Source organism: Streptococcus suis (assembly GCF_002964575.1).
Lineage (GTDB): Bacteria > Bacillota > Bacilli > Lactobacillales > Streptococcaceae > Streptococcus > Streptococcus suis_R.
This window is the reverse complement of the sequence record NZ_POQQ01000050.1, coordinates 76,447-95,365: the sequence shown is the minus strand read 5'-3', so window position 1 is coordinate 95,365 and position 18,919 is coordinate 76,447. Positions and strand designations below refer to the sequence as shown.

General features: G+C 42.1%; 17 protein-coding genes. 14 read left to right on the top strand and 3 right to left on the bottom strand.

Translation table 11 applies throughout. The features are described from left to right. The first annotated feature begins 1 nt into the window (after window position 1). The 6 genes from C1E58_RS07170 (at window position 2) to C1E58_RS07145 (ending at window position 7,346) form a co-directional block, all read left to right on the top strand. On the top strand, window positions 2-949 hold the full coding sequence (locus C1E58_RS07170) for a branched-chain amino acid ABC transporter permease (RefSeq protein WP_105113500.1): 948 nt from the start codon (window positions 2-4) through the stop codon (window positions 947-949). Beyond that, entirely contained in the window at window positions 949-1,713 is a 765-nt protein-coding gene (locus C1E58_RS07165) for an ABC transporter ATP-binding protein (RefSeq protein WP_105209885.1), read from the top strand. Before C1E58_RS07170 ends, C1E58_RS07165 begins: the two co-directional genes overlap by 1 nt. Beyond that, window positions 1,713-2,423 carry an ABC transporter ATP-binding protein gene (locus C1E58_RS07160; protein WP_002937288.1) on the top strand — a complete coding sequence of 237 codons (711 nt, stop codon included), beginning with the start codon at window positions 1,713-1,715 and terminating at the stop codon, window positions 2,421-2,423. The genes C1E58_RS07165 and C1E58_RS07160 overlap by 1 nt, the downstream gene beginning before the upstream one ends. Window positions 2,424-3,005: 582 nt before the next feature. Then, window positions 3,006-3,299 carry a LapA family protein gene (locus C1E58_RS07155; RefSeq protein WP_105209884.1) on the top strand — a complete coding sequence of 98 codons (294 nt, stop codon included), beginning with the start codon at window positions 3,006-3,008 and terminating at the stop codon, window positions 3,297-3,299. A gap of 35 nt (window positions 3,300-3,334) precedes the next feature. Continuing rightward, complete coding sequence (locus C1E58_RS07150; protein WP_105209883.1) at window positions 3,335-3,700, top strand: glyoxalase; 366 nt, start codon at window positions 3,335-3,337, stop codon at window positions 3,698-3,700. Window positions 3,701-4,397: 697 nt separating this feature from the next. Then, window positions 4,398-7,346, top strand: a complete 2,949-nt coding sequence (locus tag C1E58_RS07145; RefSeq protein WP_193441740.1) for a type I restriction endonuclease subunit R — start codon at window positions 4,398-4,400, stop codon at window positions 7,344-7,346. On the opposite strand, the gene C1E58_RS07140 is transcribed toward C1E58_RS07145, so the two are convergent. After that, the gene (locus C1E58_RS07140; protein ID WP_105209881.1) at window positions 7,347-8,585 is read right to left on the bottom strand and encodes a Fic family protein; all 1,239 of its coding nucleotides are present in this window, start codon (window positions 8,583-8,585) and stop codon (window positions 7,347-7,349) included. 210 nt (window positions 8,586-8,795) lie between these two features. On the opposite strand from C1E58_RS07140, the gene C1E58_RS07135 reads away from it, so the two are divergent. Together C1E58_RS07135 and C1E58_RS07130 are read left to right on the top strand one after the other, a co-directional pair. Continuing rightward, window positions 8,796-10,316, top strand: a complete 1,521-nt coding sequence (locus C1E58_RS07135) for an AbiH family protein (RefSeq protein WP_105209880.1) — start codon at window positions 8,796-8,798, stop codon at window positions 10,314-10,316. Beyond that, window positions 10,300-11,541 (top strand): restriction endonuclease subunit S, encoded by a 1,242-nt coding sequence (locus tag C1E58_RS07130; RefSeq protein ID WP_105209879.1) that lies wholly within the window; start codon window positions 10,300-10,302, stop codon window positions 11,539-11,541. Before C1E58_RS07135 ends, C1E58_RS07130 begins: the two co-directional genes overlap by 17 nt. Window positions 11,542-11,730: 189 nt before the next feature. On the opposite strand, the gene C1E58_RS07125 is transcribed toward C1E58_RS07130, so the two are convergent. Then, window positions 11,731-11,838 carry a putative holin-like toxin gene (locus C1E58_RS07125; protein WP_044774273.1) on the bottom strand — a complete coding sequence of 36 codons (108 nt, stop codon included), beginning with the start codon at window positions 11,836-11,838 and terminating at the stop codon, window positions 11,731-11,733. Between the two features lie 126 nt (window positions 11,839-11,964). On the opposite strand from C1E58_RS07125, the gene C1E58_RS07120 reads away from it, so the two are divergent. The 6 genes from C1E58_RS07120 to C1E58_RS07095 all read left to right on the top strand — a co-directional run bounded on the left by C1E58_RS07120 (window position 11,965) and on the right by C1E58_RS07095 (window position 17,947). Then, window positions 11,965-13,560 carry a type I restriction-modification system subunit M gene (locus C1E58_RS07120; RefSeq protein ID WP_105209878.1) on the top strand — a complete coding sequence of 532 codons (1,596 nt, stop codon included), beginning with the start codon at window positions 11,965-11,967 and terminating at the stop codon, window positions 13,558-13,560. A 241-nt stretch (window positions 13,561-13,801) separates the two neighbouring features. Continuing rightward, window positions 13,802-14,740, top strand: coding sequence for an Rpn family recombination-promoting nuclease/putative transposase (locus tag C1E58_RS07115; RefSeq protein ID WP_161951288.1), 939 nt, complete (start codon window positions 13,802-13,804; stop codon window positions 14,738-14,740). Next, entirely contained in the window at window positions 14,737-14,982 is a 246-nt protein-coding gene (locus C1E58_RS07110) for a transposase (protein ID WP_105209876.1), read from the top strand. Before C1E58_RS07115 ends, C1E58_RS07110 begins: the two co-directional genes overlap by 4 nt. Before the next feature lie 112 nt (window positions 14,983-15,094). Further along, the gene (locus C1E58_RS07105) at window positions 15,095-15,751 is read left to right on the top strand and encodes a CBS domain-containing protein (protein ID WP_105125602.1); all 657 of its coding nucleotides are present in this window, start codon (window positions 15,095-15,097) and stop codon (window positions 15,749-15,751) included. A gap of 98 nt (window positions 15,752-15,849) precedes the next feature. Next, window positions 15,850-16,674 carry a hypothetical protein gene (locus C1E58_RS07100; protein ID WP_105209875.1) on the top strand — a complete coding sequence of 275 codons (825 nt, stop codon included), beginning with the start codon at window positions 15,850-15,852 and terminating at the stop codon, window positions 16,672-16,674. A 1-nt stretch (window position 16,675) separates the two neighbouring features. Next, window positions 16,676-17,947: a toxic anion resistance protein gene (locus tag C1E58_RS07095; RefSeq protein ID WP_105209874.1), complete on the top strand. Its 1,272-nt coding sequence runs from the start codon at window positions 16,676-16,678 to the stop codon at window positions 17,945-17,947. A 44-nt stretch (window positions 17,948-17,991) separates the two neighbouring features. On the opposite strand, the gene C1E58_RS07090 is transcribed toward C1E58_RS07095, so the two are convergent. Then, window positions 17,992-18,858, bottom strand: a complete 867-nt coding sequence (locus C1E58_RS07090) for a YitT family protein (protein WP_105209873.1) — start codon at window positions 18,856-18,858, stop codon at window positions 17,992-17,994. Window positions 18,859-18,919: the final 61 nt, after the last annotated feature.

Here is an 18,919-nt window from a genome sequence, read left to right as displayed (position 1 = left end):
CATGAAGCAAAATCTCAAAGTGAATGCAATCTGGTTGGCTATCTTATTGGCTGGTTTTGGTCTTATTCAAGGTCTAGTAGCAGCTGGTGTTCTCAACTTCTATTACATCCAGATTGTCCAACAAATCGGAATTCAAATTATTTTGGCCGTGGGTCTCAACCTTATTGTTGGTTTCTCAGGTCAGTTCTCTCTTGGTCATGCTGGTTTTATGGCCATCGGTGCCTACTCAGTCGGTATTCTTGGTAAGATGATGCCTTCTTACGGTGGATTTGCCATTGCCTTGATTGTAGGTATGTTGCTTGCAGGTGCAGTTGCCCTCTTGGTTGGTCTTCCAACCCTTCGTTTGAAAGGGGACTACCTGGCTATTGCGACCCTTGGTGTTGCGGAAATTATCCGTATCTTGATTATCAATGGTGGTACAGTCACAAACGGTGCAGCTGGTATCATGTCCATCCCACTCTTTACTAGCTGGCCTTTGGTTTACATTTTTGTGATTATCACAACTCTTGTAACGGTAAACTTTTTGCGTAGTCCAATGGGGCGTGCAACCATTTCTGTTCGTGAAGATGAGATTGCGGCAGAATCCGTTGGTGTCAACCCAACATTTGTGAAGGTTTCAGCCTTTGTATTTGGTGCCATGACAGCAGCTATTGCAGGTGGTCTTCATGCAGGTTATGTTGGAACAATCGTTCCCAAAGACTTTGCCTTCATGACCTCTGTAAACGTCTTGATTATCATCGTATTGGGTGGTTTGGGTTCTATCACAGGTACCTTTGTAGCAGCGATTGTGCTTGGTATCTTGAACGTATTCCTCAAGAGCTATTCAGACATTGCCATGATTATCTATTCATTGGCCCTTATCCTTTTGATGATTTTCCGTCCAGGTGGCTTGTTGGGAACTAAGGAATTTAGCGTGGCAGCCTTGCTCAAGAAGAAGGAGGTTAAGTAATGGCATTACTTGAAGTAAAAAATTTAACCAAGAACTTCGGTGGTTTGACTGCCGTTGGTGATGTGACCATGGAACTTCATGAGGGTGAATTGGTCGGTCTTATCGGTCCTAACGGTGCTGGTAAGACAACCCTTTTCAACCTCTTGACAGGTGTTTATGAGCCAAGTGAGGGAACAATCTCCCTTGCAGGTACTATCTTGAATGGTAAGGCACCTTCTAAGATTGCCTCTCTTGGTCTTGGTCGTACCTTCCAAAACATCCGTTTGTTCAAAAATATGACAGTTTTGGAAAATGTCTTGATTGGTCTTGGTAATCATGGTAAAGCAGAAGTCTTGGCAAGTTTTCTTCGTTTGCCTGCTTTCTATAAGAATGAAGAAGAGTTGAAAAATAAAGCCATTGAACTCTTGAAAATTTTTGATTTGGATGGGGATGCGGATACGCTGGCTAAGAACCTTCCTTACGGTCAACAACGTCGTTTGGAAATCGTTCGTGCCCTTGCGACCGAGCCAAAAATTCTTTTCTTGGATGAGCCAGCGGCTGGTATGAACCCACAGGAAACGGCAGAATTGACCCAACTCATCCGTAAAATTAAGGAAGAATTTGGTATCACTATCATCTTGATTGAGCACGATATGAGCTTGGTTATGGAAGTAACGGAACGTATTTATGTATTGGAATACGGTCGTTTGATTGCCCATGGTACTCCTGAAGAAATCCGTAATAATAAGCGTGTAATTGAAGCCTACCTTGGAGGTGAAGCATAATGGCAATGTTAGAAGTTAAAAATCTTTCCGTCAACTATGGCGTTATCGAAGCTGTTAAAGATGTCAGCTTTGAGGTCAACGAGGGGGAAGTTGTAACCTTGATCGGTGCCAATGGTGCTGGTAAAACCTCTATCCTTCGTACCATTTCAGGACTTGTTCGTCCATCTGCTGGAACGATTTCTTTCCTTGGAAATGAAATTCAAAAAGTTCCTGCTCGTAAAATCGTTGCGGACGGTTTGTCACAAGTTCCAGAAGGTCGACATGTCTTTGCAGGCTTGACTGTTATGGAAAACTTAGAAATGGGTGCTTTCCTTCGCAACAATCGTGAGGAAAACCAAGCTAACTTGAAGAAAATCTTCGCACGCTTCCCACGTTTGGAAGAGCGTAAGAACCAAGATGCGGCAACCCTTTCAGGTGGTGAGCAGCAGATGTTGGCTATGGGACGTGCTCTTATGAGCCAACCAAAACTCTTGTTGCTTGATGAGCCTTCCATGGGCTTGGCCCCAATCTTCATTCAAGAAATTTTTGATATCATCCAAGATATCCAAAAACAAGGAACAACCGTTCTCTTGATTGAGCAAAATGCCAACAAAGCCCTTGCCATCGCAGACCGCGGCTACGTCCTCGAAACAGGAAAAGTCGTCCTCTCAGGAACAGGAAAAGAACTCCTCGCATCAGAAGAAGTCAAAAAAGCATATCTGGGTGGTTAAAACGTGGGTTACCCCACGTTTTAAGTTGGAAATAGGAAACGCCGGCAGGCGTTTTTCTTTATATACGGATAGGCTGTTTTAATCGGGAAATAGGAAAACTAGCAACCCATGTTGCTAGTTTGTCCCCCGAGGCTGACGCCTCGTTTTTAAGTTGGAAATAGGAAACGCCGGCAGGCAGTTTTCTTTATATCAATGTCCGGGGTAGTGAAACAGTTTGGGGAACTGTTTCAGCCTGAGCCGAGAAATGAAATAGCGAAGGTTAGGTTGGAAATAGGAAAAGAAAAAGTCTTTCGAGGCTTTTTCTTTGTCCCCCAACCCTGACGGGTTGTTTTAGGTCGGAAATAGGGACCGTCGGCAGACGGTCTTTCCTTTTATCCATTTTTTGGACCTTTTTAGGTTGGAGATAGGAAAACCAGCAATGTACGTTGCTAGTTTGTCCCCCCGAGGCTGACGCCTCATTTTAGGTTGGAGATAGGAACCACTGGCAATCAATTTGTCCAGAGTGGTATTTTTAAATAAGCCCTCTCCCTTGCTATGTTTGTCTTCTTATGCTAGACTGTCATAGAAAGAGAAGGAGTTGGAATGAAAAGAAAATTATTGCTTATTGGGTTAGTGATTGTCATTATTTTGACGGTGGTTCTTTCTTTGGCTAATCGTCAAGAGGTGGTTGTCAATTATCTATTGGGACAATTTAGAATGCCCTTGATTTTGGTCATGATTGGCTCACTCTTGCTGGGTATGGCTATTCAGTACCTACTTGGCTTGACCAAACATTTGTCTTTGAAGGGCGAAATCAAGAGTTTGAAAAAAGAATTATCAGAAATACCTGTTCTACCGAGCATAGAGAATGCTGATAAGGTAGAACAAAGTAAATAAGGCAAGGTTACCTACTAAGTATAGAAGGAGAAATCATGTTTACCAAAGAATTTGGATTGATGTTTTATGTGGATGATGTTGCTGCTGAGAAGGAGTTCTGGACAGCTGCTGGTTTTACTATTTTCAATGAAGCTGAGATGATGGGGTATGAAACATTTGACATGAAGTCACATCCTGAAGCTACAACGACTATCACAGTTTATGCAAATGAGTTTATTCGCCAAGTATCACCAGAAGTGATCGATATGAAGCCAAGTATCTTGTTTGAAACAGACGATATTGAAGGTCTTCAAGAACGCATCGCTGGTTTGACGGATACCTGCAGTCCAGTCAATGCGGAACCTTTCCCTAACTTTAACTTTGCTAGCCCAAGTGGTCATTACTTTGCTGTAAAAGGGTAATAGAAATAGTTATATGTGGGTCAATCAGCGGTTTTCTATCGCTGATTTTATTTGTATAATTTATATAAATAGCATGTATAGTTTGTGTAAATTTGGGACCTAGTGTGGTAAAATAGTTTTTGTAATACCTATTTGTATTTTAGGAGAGAGATATGAAACTTCTAAATAGATTTGCATATATATATATATATCAAAGCAATCTAAAACACTTGCTCAATTCTATAGTAAACGAAACCTGCCAGTCTTGGCAGGCTTTTTGCGTTGTCGAAAGGCAGGTGTCTAGATGACTTGGAAACAACTCATGCTAGACATACCAGTCTATGCACCAGAATTGCTGGAAGAAGTCAAGGCGATTGAAGAATACCAAACAGGCTTGCTTGAAAAGCTAGAAAGACAAGACAATGCCCTTGAGTTAGAAGCTGTTTACCAAGTAGAACAGGCTCGCTTGACGGATATTCTCAAAGGCTATCTGGACATCAAACGTAAGCCTGACCACTATGCTCAAGCAGAGCAGAAATTAGCAGATGCCCAAGGGCAGTTAATTGGTTTTCGCAAGCATCTCCACAGACTCTTGCAAAAGGTCAATGAAGAGGATTTGAAAGATTTTCAAGTTAGCTTACGCTTGTTACCTGGTCAGCGTGAATTGGTCGAGCCGCAAGCTGTTTATCAGACTAAAAAGCCAGCCAATGAAGTACAGATGGAAGATGAACTCATCCGCCATTTGACCAGTGGAGAAAGCCAATGGGTTTACCGTCCTGAATTGACAACAGAAGAACTGCTCTGGGCAAACTTTTTCGCCAAGCTAGAAGCTAATAACGTCCGCCATTTAGCTGACCATCCATTGACAGACCAAGAAAAGCACCAAATTCGCAACCAGCTCAACTTTGTCAATTTCTACGAAGCAGCCAAGTGGCTGGCAGGTGAGAATGGCATTGCCAAGGTCCAAGTCCAGCGGGAAGATGCCAGTTTAGGCACCATCCGATTGGAAGTCATCTGGCGGCACAATGTTGCTGGTGGTAAGTCCAGCTATGAAGTCGTCAACCAAGTTGTGACAGGTGGCGATGCTGCTAGACAAAGACGGGGTGATGTGACCCTCTTGATTAACGGACTTCCTATGATTCAGATTGAGCTCAAGAGCCGTTCCCATCCCTATATGGATGCCTTTCGTCAGATTCGGAAATATGAGCAAGAAGGGCAGTTTAAGGGGATCTTTTCGAGCCTGCAGATGTTTGTAGTGTCCAATATCACAGATACCCGCTATATCGCCGCTGCCAAAGAATCCAAGCTCAACGACCGTTTTTTGACCAAGTGGGTGGATAAGAAGAACCAAGCCCAACCTCATCTATTTGACTTTGCCAGAGAGGTTCTTTCCATCCCGATGGCTCATCAGTTGGTCATGCAATATTCGGTTATTGACGACGACAAAAAAGCCCTTATCCTGCTTCGACCTTATCAAATTCATGCCATCGAAGCCATCAGAGAAGCCAGCCGTCTCCGTCAGTCAGGTTATATCTGGCACACGACTGGTTCGGGTAAGACCCTGACTTCCTACAAGGTGGCTCGCAATCTCCTGCAAATCCCGTCCATTGAGAAGACTATTTTTGTCATTGACCGGACGGATCTTGACCAGCAGACCACCGCTGCCTTTCTGTCCTACGCGGAGAACGATATGGTGGATATTGACCAGACGGACGACACCCAGCACTTGTTGAAAAATCTGGCTTCAGAAGACCGTCGTGTCGTTGTCACCACTATCCAGAAACTCAATACCCTCCTGCGTCAATTTGAAGAAGGACAGCACGAGAAATTCCACCAACGTGTCAAAAATCTCAATCTAGCTTTTGTTGTGGATGAATGCCACCGAGCTGTCACGCCAGAACGCCAACGAATTTTAGAGCAGTTCTTTGTTCATTCCCTCTGGTATGGCTTTACAGGAACCCCTATTTTTAAGGAAAACAAGCGAGAACAAAAAGGTGATTTGGCCCAGACGACAGAAGAACAATACGGACCATGTCTTCATGAGTACACGGTTAAAGAAGCCATCCATGACCGAGCAGTCCTTGGGTTCCAAGTGGAATACCAGACCACCATGCCTGGCTGGGCGGAAGATGAAATCGAGGATGAGTTTTACGACGATGAACGGCACATGCTGACGGTTTTGGATGCTATTTTAAACAAATCCAAACGCAAGCTCGGTTTCCAAAACGGTGTAGGGAAAACCTACGAGGGCCTACTGACTGTCAAGTCCATCGCCCGTGCCCAAGCCTACTATGACTTGATACAGGAAGTCAAGGCAGGTCAGAAAAGCCTGACCATTTCCGAGTCTGTCAAGAAAGTTTTACCAGACTTTCCAAAAGTTGCTATAACGTATTCAGTTACTGAGAACGACGAGTCTTCCTTTGCCAACCAAGATTATATGAGCAAGAGTTTGGAAGACTACAATAGTATGTTCGGAACCCACTTCACTCTGGCGACCCTTGGTTCCTACAATACCGACCTCAACGAACGCTTGGCACGGAAAAAAGATAAGTATGCCTTCCGTGAGGAGCAGTTGGACTTGGTTATCGTGGTGGATCGCTTGCTGACGGGATTTGATGCTCCGTGCTTGTCTACCATTTTCATGGACAGGCAACCTATGAAACCCCAGCACATCATCCAAGCCTTTTCACGCACCAATCGCCTCTTTGACGAGGGCAAGAAGTTTGGACAAATCGTGACATTCCAGACTCCGGAACGCTTCAAGGAAAAGGTTGACGAGGCCCTCAGTCTTTATTCAAATGGTGGTGAGTTTGCGGTGCTGGCTCCGACTTGGTTGGAAGAAAAAGCCAAGTTCAAGGAAAAGGTTCAGCAGTTGCTGGCCATTGCCCCAAGTCCTGAAATGACACCAGACCTAGATGCCAGCAGTGATGCCGAGTTGAAACGCTTTGCCAAGGCCTTCCAGGAATTTGACAAGCTCTTTGCCTCCGTGCAGGTCTATGCCGACTACGAGCAAGAGGATATTCTTAAGGAAATCGGACTAAGTCTTGAGGACATTGAGAATTTTTCTGGACAATACCAAAATGTCATCGAAGAACTCCGCAGACGGCGAAAGGAAGACGAGGGAGTAGATGAAACGCCTTTTGACATCGAGTACGAGCTGGAGTCTGTCCGTACAGACGAAATCAACTACCACTATATCATCTCACTCATCCAAAACCTGATTGACAGTAAAAACCAAGTCATTCCTGACAAGGAGAAAAAATTGGTGGACAACTACATCGCCGACTTAGACAAGACCAATCCAAAACTTTCCCAACTCATTTCTAAAATCTGGCAGGAAGCCCAGACCAATACCCAAGACTACAAGGGCCAATCCATCGCCCACAAGCTCGATGAAATGATTGACCTGACCATCCGTGAGCAAGTCGTATCCACAGCACGAGATTGGTGTGTCGGTGAGGACGAACTTCAGTTTATCGTGGACAATTATCGAGTCGGAAAGGACAAGCAAATCGGTGAAAAAGCCTTGGTCGACACCTACGACTATGCCAGCTACAAGGAAAACAAGGGCGACCAAGCCCTCAACAAGCTCAAATACAAAAAAGCCCTCAAAGAGGACTATATGAACATGATTGCCGAAGAAATCCTGCCATTGAGGGGGAGGTAGTTAGAAACTATCGGATAGGATGTGCCGTAGTGGTTTTTTAGTAATCACCTGCAAGATACCTTTTTCCTCTAGTTTAAGGATACTGTCCTTGATAGACCGTTGGGAAAAGTGGTGCTGAGACTGGCTAGCGATGGTTAAAATTTCCCTATCTTCCAGACCATCATCCTCATTCACGAAGAGTTTTGATTGAGCCAATAGGTAGATGACATATTTTTCCACATCGGATAGGTCTTGGTTTTCATCTAATTTAGTCTGATAATCTTGTAAATCAGAGTGTTTTTCTTGCAAGGTCAGCAGAATTTCTTCCTGACCTTCCAAGATACACTTCAACATATAGTGGACAAAAAAAGTTCCATCAGCACAGTTCAGGTAATGCCCACTAGTCTTAAAGGCTTTATAATAGTCGTTTTTGTACTCATTTATTTTTTGAGAAACGACCAGACCAGAAAATTTATCCAGCCGTCTGGCTAGGTATTTAGCCAGAATGTAGCGACCGCAGCGACCATTTCCATCATAAAATGGATGGATATTTTCAAAAAAGTAGTGACCCAGACTAGCCTTGATGAGATAAGGAACCTGTGAAGAATTGATAAAGACAATCCAATCCCTAAGCATTCCTTCGATATGGTCTTCATCCACTGGGGGAATATGGATAGCCTTTCCAGACTGCTCATCTCGAACAAAGACCTGCTCCTTACGGAACAGCCGACCGTCCAATTGGTCATTCTCATCAATCTCCCCACTGGTCAGCTGGTCATAGATAGCTCGAATATCTTCCAATTTTTCTATATGGAGAAAGTCATCGTTTAGGATGTCCTTGTACATGCGTAGGGTGGACAGGTGTTTGGTCTTCTTATCCGCTCTTGCCTTGATACTGACCATTCTGTCAGCCTCTTTCAGTTCCTGTCGGGTTGTCGCAATGCCTTCGATTTCATTGGTAGAGATGATGGACTGATACATCTGCTCGGTGTAAAACTGCTGGTGAGCTACTTCAGGTAGCTGGGCGGCAATCGTTTTTATTTTATCAGATGTTTCAATAATATTTTGGGTCAGAAGCTGAATCCCCAAGTGCAGGACCGCAAACAGAGGATAGCGTGAGGTATGAAACTGGTCTTTTTTCATCAAGCGTGGATAAAGCTGTGTCACCAAGCTACTATACCCATTCAGACGATGTTGATACTCTTTTTCATAGTTATCAAAATCACTGTAATATATTTTTCTTAACTCAGTATAGTTCATATCAAAAACCTCATTTGCTGCATTTTGCCCTATTATACCACAAAATCAGCATTCTATTTTAACAAAACAGCCATTTTGTCAAAATAGAATGAAAAAAACATGAGTCTATTTTATCAAAATAAGTATTTTGTCAAAATAGAATTGAATAATTGAGAGCTATTTCAACAAAATGTGGAATTTGAGAAAAATGAAAATAGAAAGGAGAAGGGAATGACAGAAGAAGTACAGAAATATGTTGTTGTTGGGAACGGATTTGACTTGAATTTGGGGATAAAGAGTAGTTACAACTCTTTTCTGGAGTTTATGGCTAAGGAACACAGCTTATCAACTCCAGAAGAATATTACCATTTCAACAGTCTTTTCGTTAAAGAGTTTGACGGAAGAAAATTCAATTGGGCTGACTTTGAGACCTTGTATGAAGCTAAGGTATTCTCGATAAACACAGCTGACTTTGAGAAGTTTCAAGCAGTGAATGAGATGGATAAGCTTAATCAAGATCTTTCAAATTTAGAACTTGAGTTTTATAACTATTTACAACAGGTTTATCGTTCTTGGAAGCAATCGCTACCAACTGACTTACAGCTAAATCCTGTATATGAAAATTTATTTAACAAAGCTCATGTGATTAACTTCAACTACACAAATTCTCTTAGTGACCTAAAGCTAGTTGAGATAGCTACTGAAGTTTATCAACTACATGGTAGTCTAAATCAAGCGAATCTTATTTTTGGTGGCGGTTTGGTTGGACATGAAAGCTCCTCGCTCTTACATGTAGAGGGTTCATTGAAAAATGATAAGATGGTGCGTGTCAAACGAGATAGCTTTATTTTTAGTGAGTTTGATAGGTTAAATGACTCCTTTAAAGATAAAGTAGATTTTGATTTATATATATTAGGTCATTCTCTCGCTTCAAGTGATTTACCATTTCTTAGAAAGTATCTTTTAGGTGCAAGACGAATCTATCTTTTTTACTTTGAAAATGATTTTGAAGAGAAACTGAAAATCTTAAATTCACAGTTTGAACGAGATGTTTTAGAGAGAGTCAGGTTAGTGACCTTTCTTGATATTTTACAAAAAGAACCATGTGAATTATTTGATCGGTCATCTACTGCAAGTGACGGACAAATAGCAGATAAAGACCTTGAATACTTTGAGGAATTGTTTAACTTAACCATTCCTAAAGAAGATATTTTCTCAAAGGTTTTGATTTCTGGAAGAAATTTGAACGAAGAAAATATTAGAAGAATTCATGTTCGGAGTGAAAAAGAAGCAAGGTGGTTAAATTGGGTTTTTGAAAAATTGGATTTCGAGGACGAAGTCCCATCAGTTCCAATTTGTATCGAAAATGTTCAAGATAGAGTTTGGTTTTCAACCCTACTAGTAAACGATAGTTTTAAAACAGTATTGAAGCATGCTAGTGAGGTACAAATCATTAACTCTACATTACTTCTTGACAATATCAATGATTTGATTCAAAACTCATCTTGTCATCGGTTAGATATATGGGATTCTACATTAAAAATCGAAACTAAGTTTGAACTTGATGTAGATAAATTCCAACAGTTAGAAAAAATAAATCTGAAAAATGTGAAAATAATACCAATTACGAAAGAGTTTGGCCTTGATAGCTTAACTTTGTTTACAAATTTAGAGGAAGAGGATATCCGTATAGAAATTGAAGATTGTCCTAATGTTACATTTGAGAGGAGATTAAATGAAAACAAACAATAATATACCAGCCTATCGTTTTCAAGGCCACACTGACTCTTGGGAACTGCGGAAGTTGGGGGAGGTAATGGAAGTTACCTCGGTAAAACGTATTCATCAATCTGATTGGACAGATTTCGGAGTTAGATTTTTACGGGCAAGAGATATAGTTGCAGAATCAAAAAATGAGTTAGTCACCGAGCCCTTATTTATATCACAAAAAAAATATGATGAATATACAGCAATTTCAGGTAAGGTCACTAAAGGTGATTTACTTGTTACTGGAGTAGGCACAATTGGTGTTCCTATGCTTATTGAAAGGAATGAACCGATTTATTTTAAGGATGGGAATATTATTTGGTTTAAGAATGAAAATCATATTGATGGTAAATTTTTCTACTATTCATTCATTGGCAATCATATACAGACATTTATAAAAGAATCGGCTGGGATAGGAACTGTAGGAACATTTACAATAAATACAGGTAAAAATACCCCAATAGATTTACCGATACAGAAGACTGAACAAAAAGCCATTGGCACCTTCTTCTCCACCCTTGACCGTCAAATCACCCTTCATCAGCGTAAGTTGGACACGCTCAAGGAGCAGAAGAAGACCTATCTCAAACTCCTCTTTCCAGCCAAGGGACAAACCAAACCAGCCCTCCGCTTTCAAGGCTTTGAAGACGACTGGGAAGAAGTGAAGTTGGGGGAAATTGTTGTTTGGGAAAAAGGTTCAGGATTATCTAAATCTGATTTAAATATAGAAGTTAGGGGAGGAAAAGTGATACACTATGCTGATTTATATAGATATAAAGAAGTAATTACAGAAATTTTTCATTCTTCGGAGTCAGTAGAAGGAAAAGAAATTCCATTAAATTCATTACTTTTTCCAATGTCTGATGTTACTCCTCAAGGGTTAGCTAGAACGTCCTCTATTTCTATTGAGGGTGTGAGAGCTGGAGGAGATATATTAATAGCAAATATAAAAGATAACTCATCAATATTTTTATCTTATCAGGTCAATGCTAACTATCGGTATATTTTACCATTAGTAACAGGAACGACTGTGAGACACATTAGTTCGACTTCACTATCGACTATTCCGATCTTCCTCCCCACCCTTCCCGAACAAGAAGCTATCGGGAGCTTCTTCCAAACCCTCGACCAAGAGATTGCACAGGTGGAGGACAAGCTGGCTAGCTTGAAGGAGATGAAAAAGACCTTACTCCGTAAATTATTTGTATAGCTCTGCTATGCCTCAAATGCTCCTAAGTTATCCAATATAAAAATCTTGATAAACTGACGATATTTTGTTAAAATAAGCATAGAAAAAGAGTTGGACGGCAATCCAACTCCTAGTAGAGCCATTTCGGTGGTTCACAATGTTTGTTTTATATTAAAATAAAATCGTCAGTGTCCCAAAATATTGACGGTTTTATTTTTTGTCTGCGAATGTTTTATAGATAATAATGACTAAATTGATGAGATTTAAGATAAATCCACCGAAGGCAATCATTACCATCAAAACATCAGTTAGAGACATTTGTTCCCCCTTTCTGTAAGATTTCGAACTTATTTCCATAAGCACCACCTCCAGTTAGAAAGTTGGAACCACCGTCATATTTCTCTACCTCTCTATTATACCATATATTTAGAAAGAATCACAGACATGAACAATTCAAACAACTCACAATCCCTTTACCAGTCCCTGTGGAATGCGGCGGATATTCTCCGTGGCAAGATGGACGCTAACGAATACAAGTCCTATCTTTTAGGCTTGATTTTCTACAAATACCTGTCAGACAAGTTGCTTCTGGCAGTGTGTGACAACCTCGATGAATCCTTTGACAGTTTGTCACAGGCTCAGGCACTCTATGAAGAAAACTTTGCGGATCCAGATGTCAAGGAAGACTTGCTGGATGTCCTTGATGATGAGCTGGGTTACTTTATCGAGCCTGGTTTGACCTTTACGGCCTTGGTCGTAAAAGTCCACACTAGCAACTTCCAGCTGGAAGATTTAGCACAGGGCTTCCGTGACATTGAGCAGTCAAATGAGATTTTTGAAAACCTTTTTGAAGACATTGACCTTTATTCTAAAAAGTTGGGCCCAACACCGCAAAAGCAGAATCAGGTTATTTCAGCCCTGATCAAAGAACTCCATGAACTCAACCTCAGCAACCATGATGGAGATGTCTTGGGGGATGCTTATGAGTACCTGATTGGTCAGTTTGCCAGCGATTCTGGTAAGAAAGCAGGCGAGTTCTACACGCCTCAAGCGGTATCCCATCTCATGACTCAGATCGTCTTCCTCGGACGTGAGCATCAAAAGGGCATGACCCTCTATGACCCTACCATGGGGTCAGGCTCTCTCCTTCTTAACGCCAAGCGTTACAGTAAAGAGGCTTCGACCGTTTCCTACTTCGGTCAGGAGATTAACACCTCGACCTACAACCTGGCCCGCATGAACATGATGCTCCACGGGGTTGCCATCGAAAACCAAAAACTTCATGTCGGTGATACTCTTGATGCGGACTGGCCAACGACCGAGCCGACGGACTTTGACGGTGTGCTTATGAACCCACCTTATTCTCAGAAGTGGAGTGGGGATGCAGGTTTCTTGCAAGATGCACGTTTCTCAAGCTACGGCGTCTTAGCACCTAAGTCCAAGGCTGACTTCGCCTTTCTCTTGCATGGTTTCTACCATCTCAAGCATTCGGGTGTTATGGCTATTGTCCTTCCTCACGGGGTTCTCTTTAGGGGAAATGCAGAGCAGAAAATTCGTCAGCATCTCCTAGAAGAAGGAGCCATTGACACCGTGATTGGTCTGCCAGCCAACATCTTCTATAATACCTCTATTCCAACAACGGTCATCATTCTCAAGAAAAACCGTACCAGTAAAGATGTTCTCTTTATTGATGCCTCAAAAGAGTTTGACAAGGGCAAAAACCAAAATATCATGACCGATGACCATATCGCTAAGATTTTGAAAGCTTATGAAGACCGTCAAGATGTGGATAAGTTTGCCCACCTAGCCAGCTTTGAAGAGATTGTTGAAAACGACTACAACCTCAACATTCCTCGCTATGTCGATACCTTTGAGGAAGAGCCTGTCGTTCCACTGACAGAACTTGCGGACAAGCTTGCCCAGACTGATAAGGAAATTGCAGAAACTACAGCCCAGCTGGAAACCATGCTTGGTCAGCTAGTCGGCACCACACCAGAAGCCCAGGCAGAGCTAACAGCCTTTCTGGAAAAGTTGAAGTAGGATGAATGGCAGACAGTTTATCCATCTTATTCCTAACTGTCTAATCACACATTCTCATCTGGCTTAGTAGCTTGAGACAATAAGAAGCAGAGTTGAATGACTACCAGCTCTGCTTTTTCATATGAAGAATTTTTCTTCCTTTTGCTTTTGAAAAATGTTCTCCCAAGTGCTATAATATTACTAGGAACTTCGAATAGATAGTATAGAGATGATTCTCAATTCTATTTATCGGAGGAAAAAATTGACAAGATTTCGACATAGCATTAACCCAATGGCAGATATTGCTGCTAAGAAGATTTTCAGCGACCATGAGATTACCATTGATTTTATTGAAACGTTTTTAGGTTTTCGTCCCAAAGCCGTCCAGATTTTGAATGGGACCCTTGCCGATGTCAAGAAAGAGCGGGAGGGCTACTTTAGTACAACGGTGGACATTCTAGCCAGACTGGATGATGGGACTCAGGTTATCATTGAAATCCAGGTGGTTCACCAGCATAGTTTTATCAAACGACTCTGGACCTACTCTTGCCAACATTTGGTCAAGGACTTGCCTAATGTCAGGGACAAGGTCAAACGGACCCATGATATGTATGATAAGATTTCGCCTATTTATTCCATCGCCTTAGTGGCCAGCCGGTATTTTGACGACAAGCATCCAATTCATTCCTTTGTCCTGACAGCCGAGGAAAACGGACAGGTCTTGGAATTACCTTTTGGAAAAGAAGGTCAGCTGAAAAAGCCATTTGAGATGGTCATTATTGAGTTGAACAAGCTGAGCGAGGGAAGTTTGGGGCGAAACCAGCGCTTATGGATGGAATTTTTTGCCAATCGAGAATTTAGTCAACAACAGACAGACGTCATCAGCAAAGCCGAGCATTTGCTGGATAGAAATACATGGACAGAGGAGGAGAGGAAGATGATTGATCAACTGGCCTACAGTGCCGCCAATCATTTTGGTGAGCTGGAAACTTCTTTCTTACTAGGTAGAAAGCGTGGTAAAGAAGAAGGTCTACAACAGGGTCTACAACAAGGTTTGTTAGATGGTCAACTCAAGATTGCTCAGCAGATGTTGGCCGAGGGTTTCGCTGTCGATATGATAGTGAGATTGACAGGTCTTAGTCAGGAAGAGCTGGATGGTTTGAAAGCTGGACGGGAGGATTCGGAAGGTGATAGCCGATGATTGATCAACTGGCCTACAGTGCTGCCAATCATTTTGGTGAGCTGGAAACTTCTTTCTTACTAGGTAGAAAGCGTGGAAAGGAAGAGGGTCTGCAACAAGGCTTACAACAAGGTTTGTTAGATGGCCAACTCAAGATTGCTCAGCAGATGTTGGGTAAGAGTTTTTCAGATGATTTGATTTTGGAATTGACGGGACTCAGTCAGGAAGAGCTGGATGGTTTGAAAGCTAGAAGGCTGGATTAGCCAAATATTCTACTGATTACTGGCTTCAATTTTCATTTCTTTTCACAAAACATTGAAATCGTTTTCGTATTATGCTATAATGGATGTAGGAAAAATACGAGGAGGAAATCCTATGTCAGTTAAAGATTTTATGACCCGTAAAGTTGTTTACATTTCACCAGACACAACCATCGCTCATGCGGCTGATTTGATGCGTGAACAGGGCTTGCACCGTCTGCCTGTTATTGAAAATGACAAATTAGTCGGCTTGGTGACAGAAGGAACTATTGCAGAAGCCAGTCCATCTAAGGCAACGAGCTTGTCCATTTACGAGATGAACTACCTTCTAAACAAGACCAAGGTCAAGGATGTCATGATTAAAAATGTCATCACTGTTTCAGGCTATGCCAGTCTTGAGGATGCTGTTTACCTCATGTATAAAAACAAGGTCGGCATTCTTCCAGTTGTGGACAATGGTCAGCTCTATGGTGTCATTACTGACCGTGATGTCTTTGCAGCCTTTCTCCATGTTTCAGGCTATGGTGAAGAGGGTGTTCGTGCTCGCTTCCTTGTGGAAAATAAGGCAGGAGAATTGGAGAAAATCATCCGTCTGGTAGCAGATAAGGAATACAATATTGCTTCAACGGTCCAATTAGTTACCAAATCAGGCAAGGCGGTCATCGAAGTACAGATTGACGGTAAGGTAGATGTTGAAGAAATCAGAGCCCTATTTGAAGGAGCAGGCTTGCAGATTGACAGCCTAGTCCCAACCGTTGCTAAAAATATCTAAAGTCGAGATTTCTCGGCTTTTTCTTCTTTTTGTGAATAAGTTTTGACTAGACAAATTGGTTATATGGTATAATAAAAGGGATTACAAGAGGAGGAAGTATGGGACATAAAAAGTATAAGAAGTACAGACATGATGACGATATTGAAAGTATCCTACTTGTTCTAGTTCTGGGCTTGCTGAAAAGTTTTGGAAAGGTCTTATTGCCCATTCTTGGCAGCCTTTTCAAGCGTGACAATATCAATCGTTTTTTGCATGGGGATAAAATCAATCGGTTTCAGACCTTGCAACTCAGCATTCAGTCTGGTTTTGAAAAGCACCAACAACTGTTAGCTGAAAATGGAGAGGATAAGGCAGTTTTAGCCCTGCGTAGTCGTATTTTGGGTGAGCTATTTGAATTAGACCAATTGTATCAAAAGAATGGCAAATACTTGGATGCCTATCAGAGTAAGGAAGTCGTCGATACCCTGCAGCTCAAGTATCAATTGAAAATGCCTGAGAGAGCTACCTCGTTTGATGGAAATAGTCATGAAAGGATGGATGCTTTTACTCCTCCCAAACATGAAACTTGGGATGAACAAAAACGCATTTCAGAATTGGCTCCTGAAATCCTGGAAACCTATTGCAACATTCAAAGGGATAATCAGGTTATTCTGGAAAAACTGGAGAATGCGACAGATAAGCGGGAAGAATTGACAGCCATCCATGAAGCCAATATGAATCGCTTTAGGGATATTTTGCAGGGCTATTTGAAAATCAAAGAATCTCCAAACGATTATTTCAATGGAGAGGAGCGTTTGGCTCAGGCTAAGCTGGCTCTGGAAACCTTTGACAAGGATTTGGACCATACCATTAAACAATTTAACGAAGCAGATATGCAGGATTTTGAAGTCAGCCTGCGCATGATGAAGAAGAAAGAAGGATAAGATGTCAGGATTTAATTTCGATATTGATCAGATTGCCAATAACAGTTTGTCAACCAAGGACAAGACCACGGAAATCATTCAAGCAACACCAGCTGGAGATACTACCAAGGTCTCTTTCTTGGCCCAGTTGACACCTGAACAGCAGACAGGTATTCGTGCCAAGGCGCCACAATTAGTGGATAATTTCTTGGCCAATCAGAATGCCCTCTTGGATTTTGGTAAGGAAGCGGTAGAAGAAGTCAATGCGACAGTCAATCACATCTTGTCAGAACAGAAAAAGATTGAAATTCCCCAGGTGGATGAGCTCTTGGCCAATACCAACCGTGAATTGAACGGTTTTGTGGCTAAGTACAAGGACATTTCGACAACTGCTGAGTTAGAGAAGAAACCTGGCTTCTTCCAACGACTCTTCAAGCAGACCAAGAATGATTTGCAGGAATTTTACTTCGATTCGCAGACCATTGAAAAGAAAATGGACAGCATGGCAGCCAGCGTGGTCAAGCAAGAGGAAGTCTTGTCCCGCAATATCGTGTCAGCGGAGCTCTTGATTGAGAACAATACCAAGTCTATTGAAAATCTAGTCGGCGTGATTGCCTTTATCGAAGCGACTGGTCAAGAGGCTGCCCAGCGGGCAAAAGCAGAGCAGGAACGTTTGGCAGGTCTGCAACCAACGACGGTAGACTATCAAGTAGCTTCTGAAAAGTTGGCGCGTGTAACGGAAGTTGCCAATATCCTCGAACAACAACATTCTGAATACATGAGCCGTCTTTACGTCGCTTGGACAACAACACCGCAAATGCGTAACCTGGTCAAAGTGTCATCTGACATGAAACAACGTTTGGGGATGTTGCGTCGCAACACCATCCCGACAATGAAGTTGTCTATCGCTCAGTTGGGAATTTTGCAACAGTCTATCAAGTCTAGCCAAACGGCGGATGCCATTGTCAATGCCAACAATGCTGCTTTGCAGATGCTGGCTGATACCTCGAAAGAGGCCATTCCAATGATGGAACGGACGGCGCAAAATCCGACCCTGTCAGTAGCTTCAGTGACCAAGTTGGCAGAGAGTTTGGTTGCCCAGAACAATGGTATTATTGCAGCCATTGATGAAGGTCGTCAGAAACGTCGTGAGTTGGAAGCGGCCATCATTCGTTCCGCTGAAACCATCAATGATTCGGTCAAACTGCGTGACCAGAAGATTATTGCGGCCTTGCTAGAACAAGGAAAAGAAGCCCAGTCCGAAGCAGAACAACCACTTGAAACAACAGAATAATGTAAAAACTGCAGACATTTGAATCTGCAGTTTTAGTTTTCTTATCAATGTCGTTCTAGTGGTTGTTTATCACGGTCCAGTGTAAATCCTTCCCCTAGCACTTCATGGGCATCTGTAATGGTGATAAAGGCGTGGGGATCAATGCGATGGATAAGTTCTTTCATTTCTTGTAATTGGCTCTTATAGATGACAGAGTAGATCATATTGACATCGGTCTTGCTATAGAAACCTTGCGCCTTGATAAAGGTGACACCACGTTCAATCTCGCTATCAATGGCTTGGGCAAGCTGATCGGATTTTTGTGAAACAATCATGACCCCTTTGCTACCGTAGCCACCTTCAGTGACAAAATCGATGACGCGGGAAGCGATAGCCACCATCATCAAGGTGTACAAGACAGTCCGTAAGTCTTTGAAGACAATGACAATCAAGGTCAGAATAAGAATATCAATGGCTAGGATAATTTGTCCAATCGAATAGGGAGTGTATTTGTGACCGATTCGGGCAATGATGTCGCTTCCACCAGTGGTTCCACCTGAACGGAAGATGGTGCCAAGCCCTAATCCCATTAGAATACCACCCAAGATACTAACCAAAATCAAATCTTGCTGGAGATGGATGGAAAAGGGAATTTTTTCAAAAATAGCCAGCCAAACAGTGACAGCTAGAGTTCCTAAAATACTAAGATAGAGAGTTTTTTTACCCAGTATTTTCCAACCGAGGATAAACAAGGGGATATTGATGATAATGTTCATCACCCATGGTTGAATGCCGAAAAGGTAATAAATAATAAGGGTCAGACCAGTTGCGCCCCCTTCAAATAAACGATTGGGCATGATTAGGTAGTTGAGTCCAAAGGCAAATAACCCGGCACCGAGCAAGATCAATAAAATATTTTTTAAACGAATCATAGCAACCTCCCAAAACATCTATATATCAATTTTAAAAGATTTTTGTATGAAAAACAAGTCC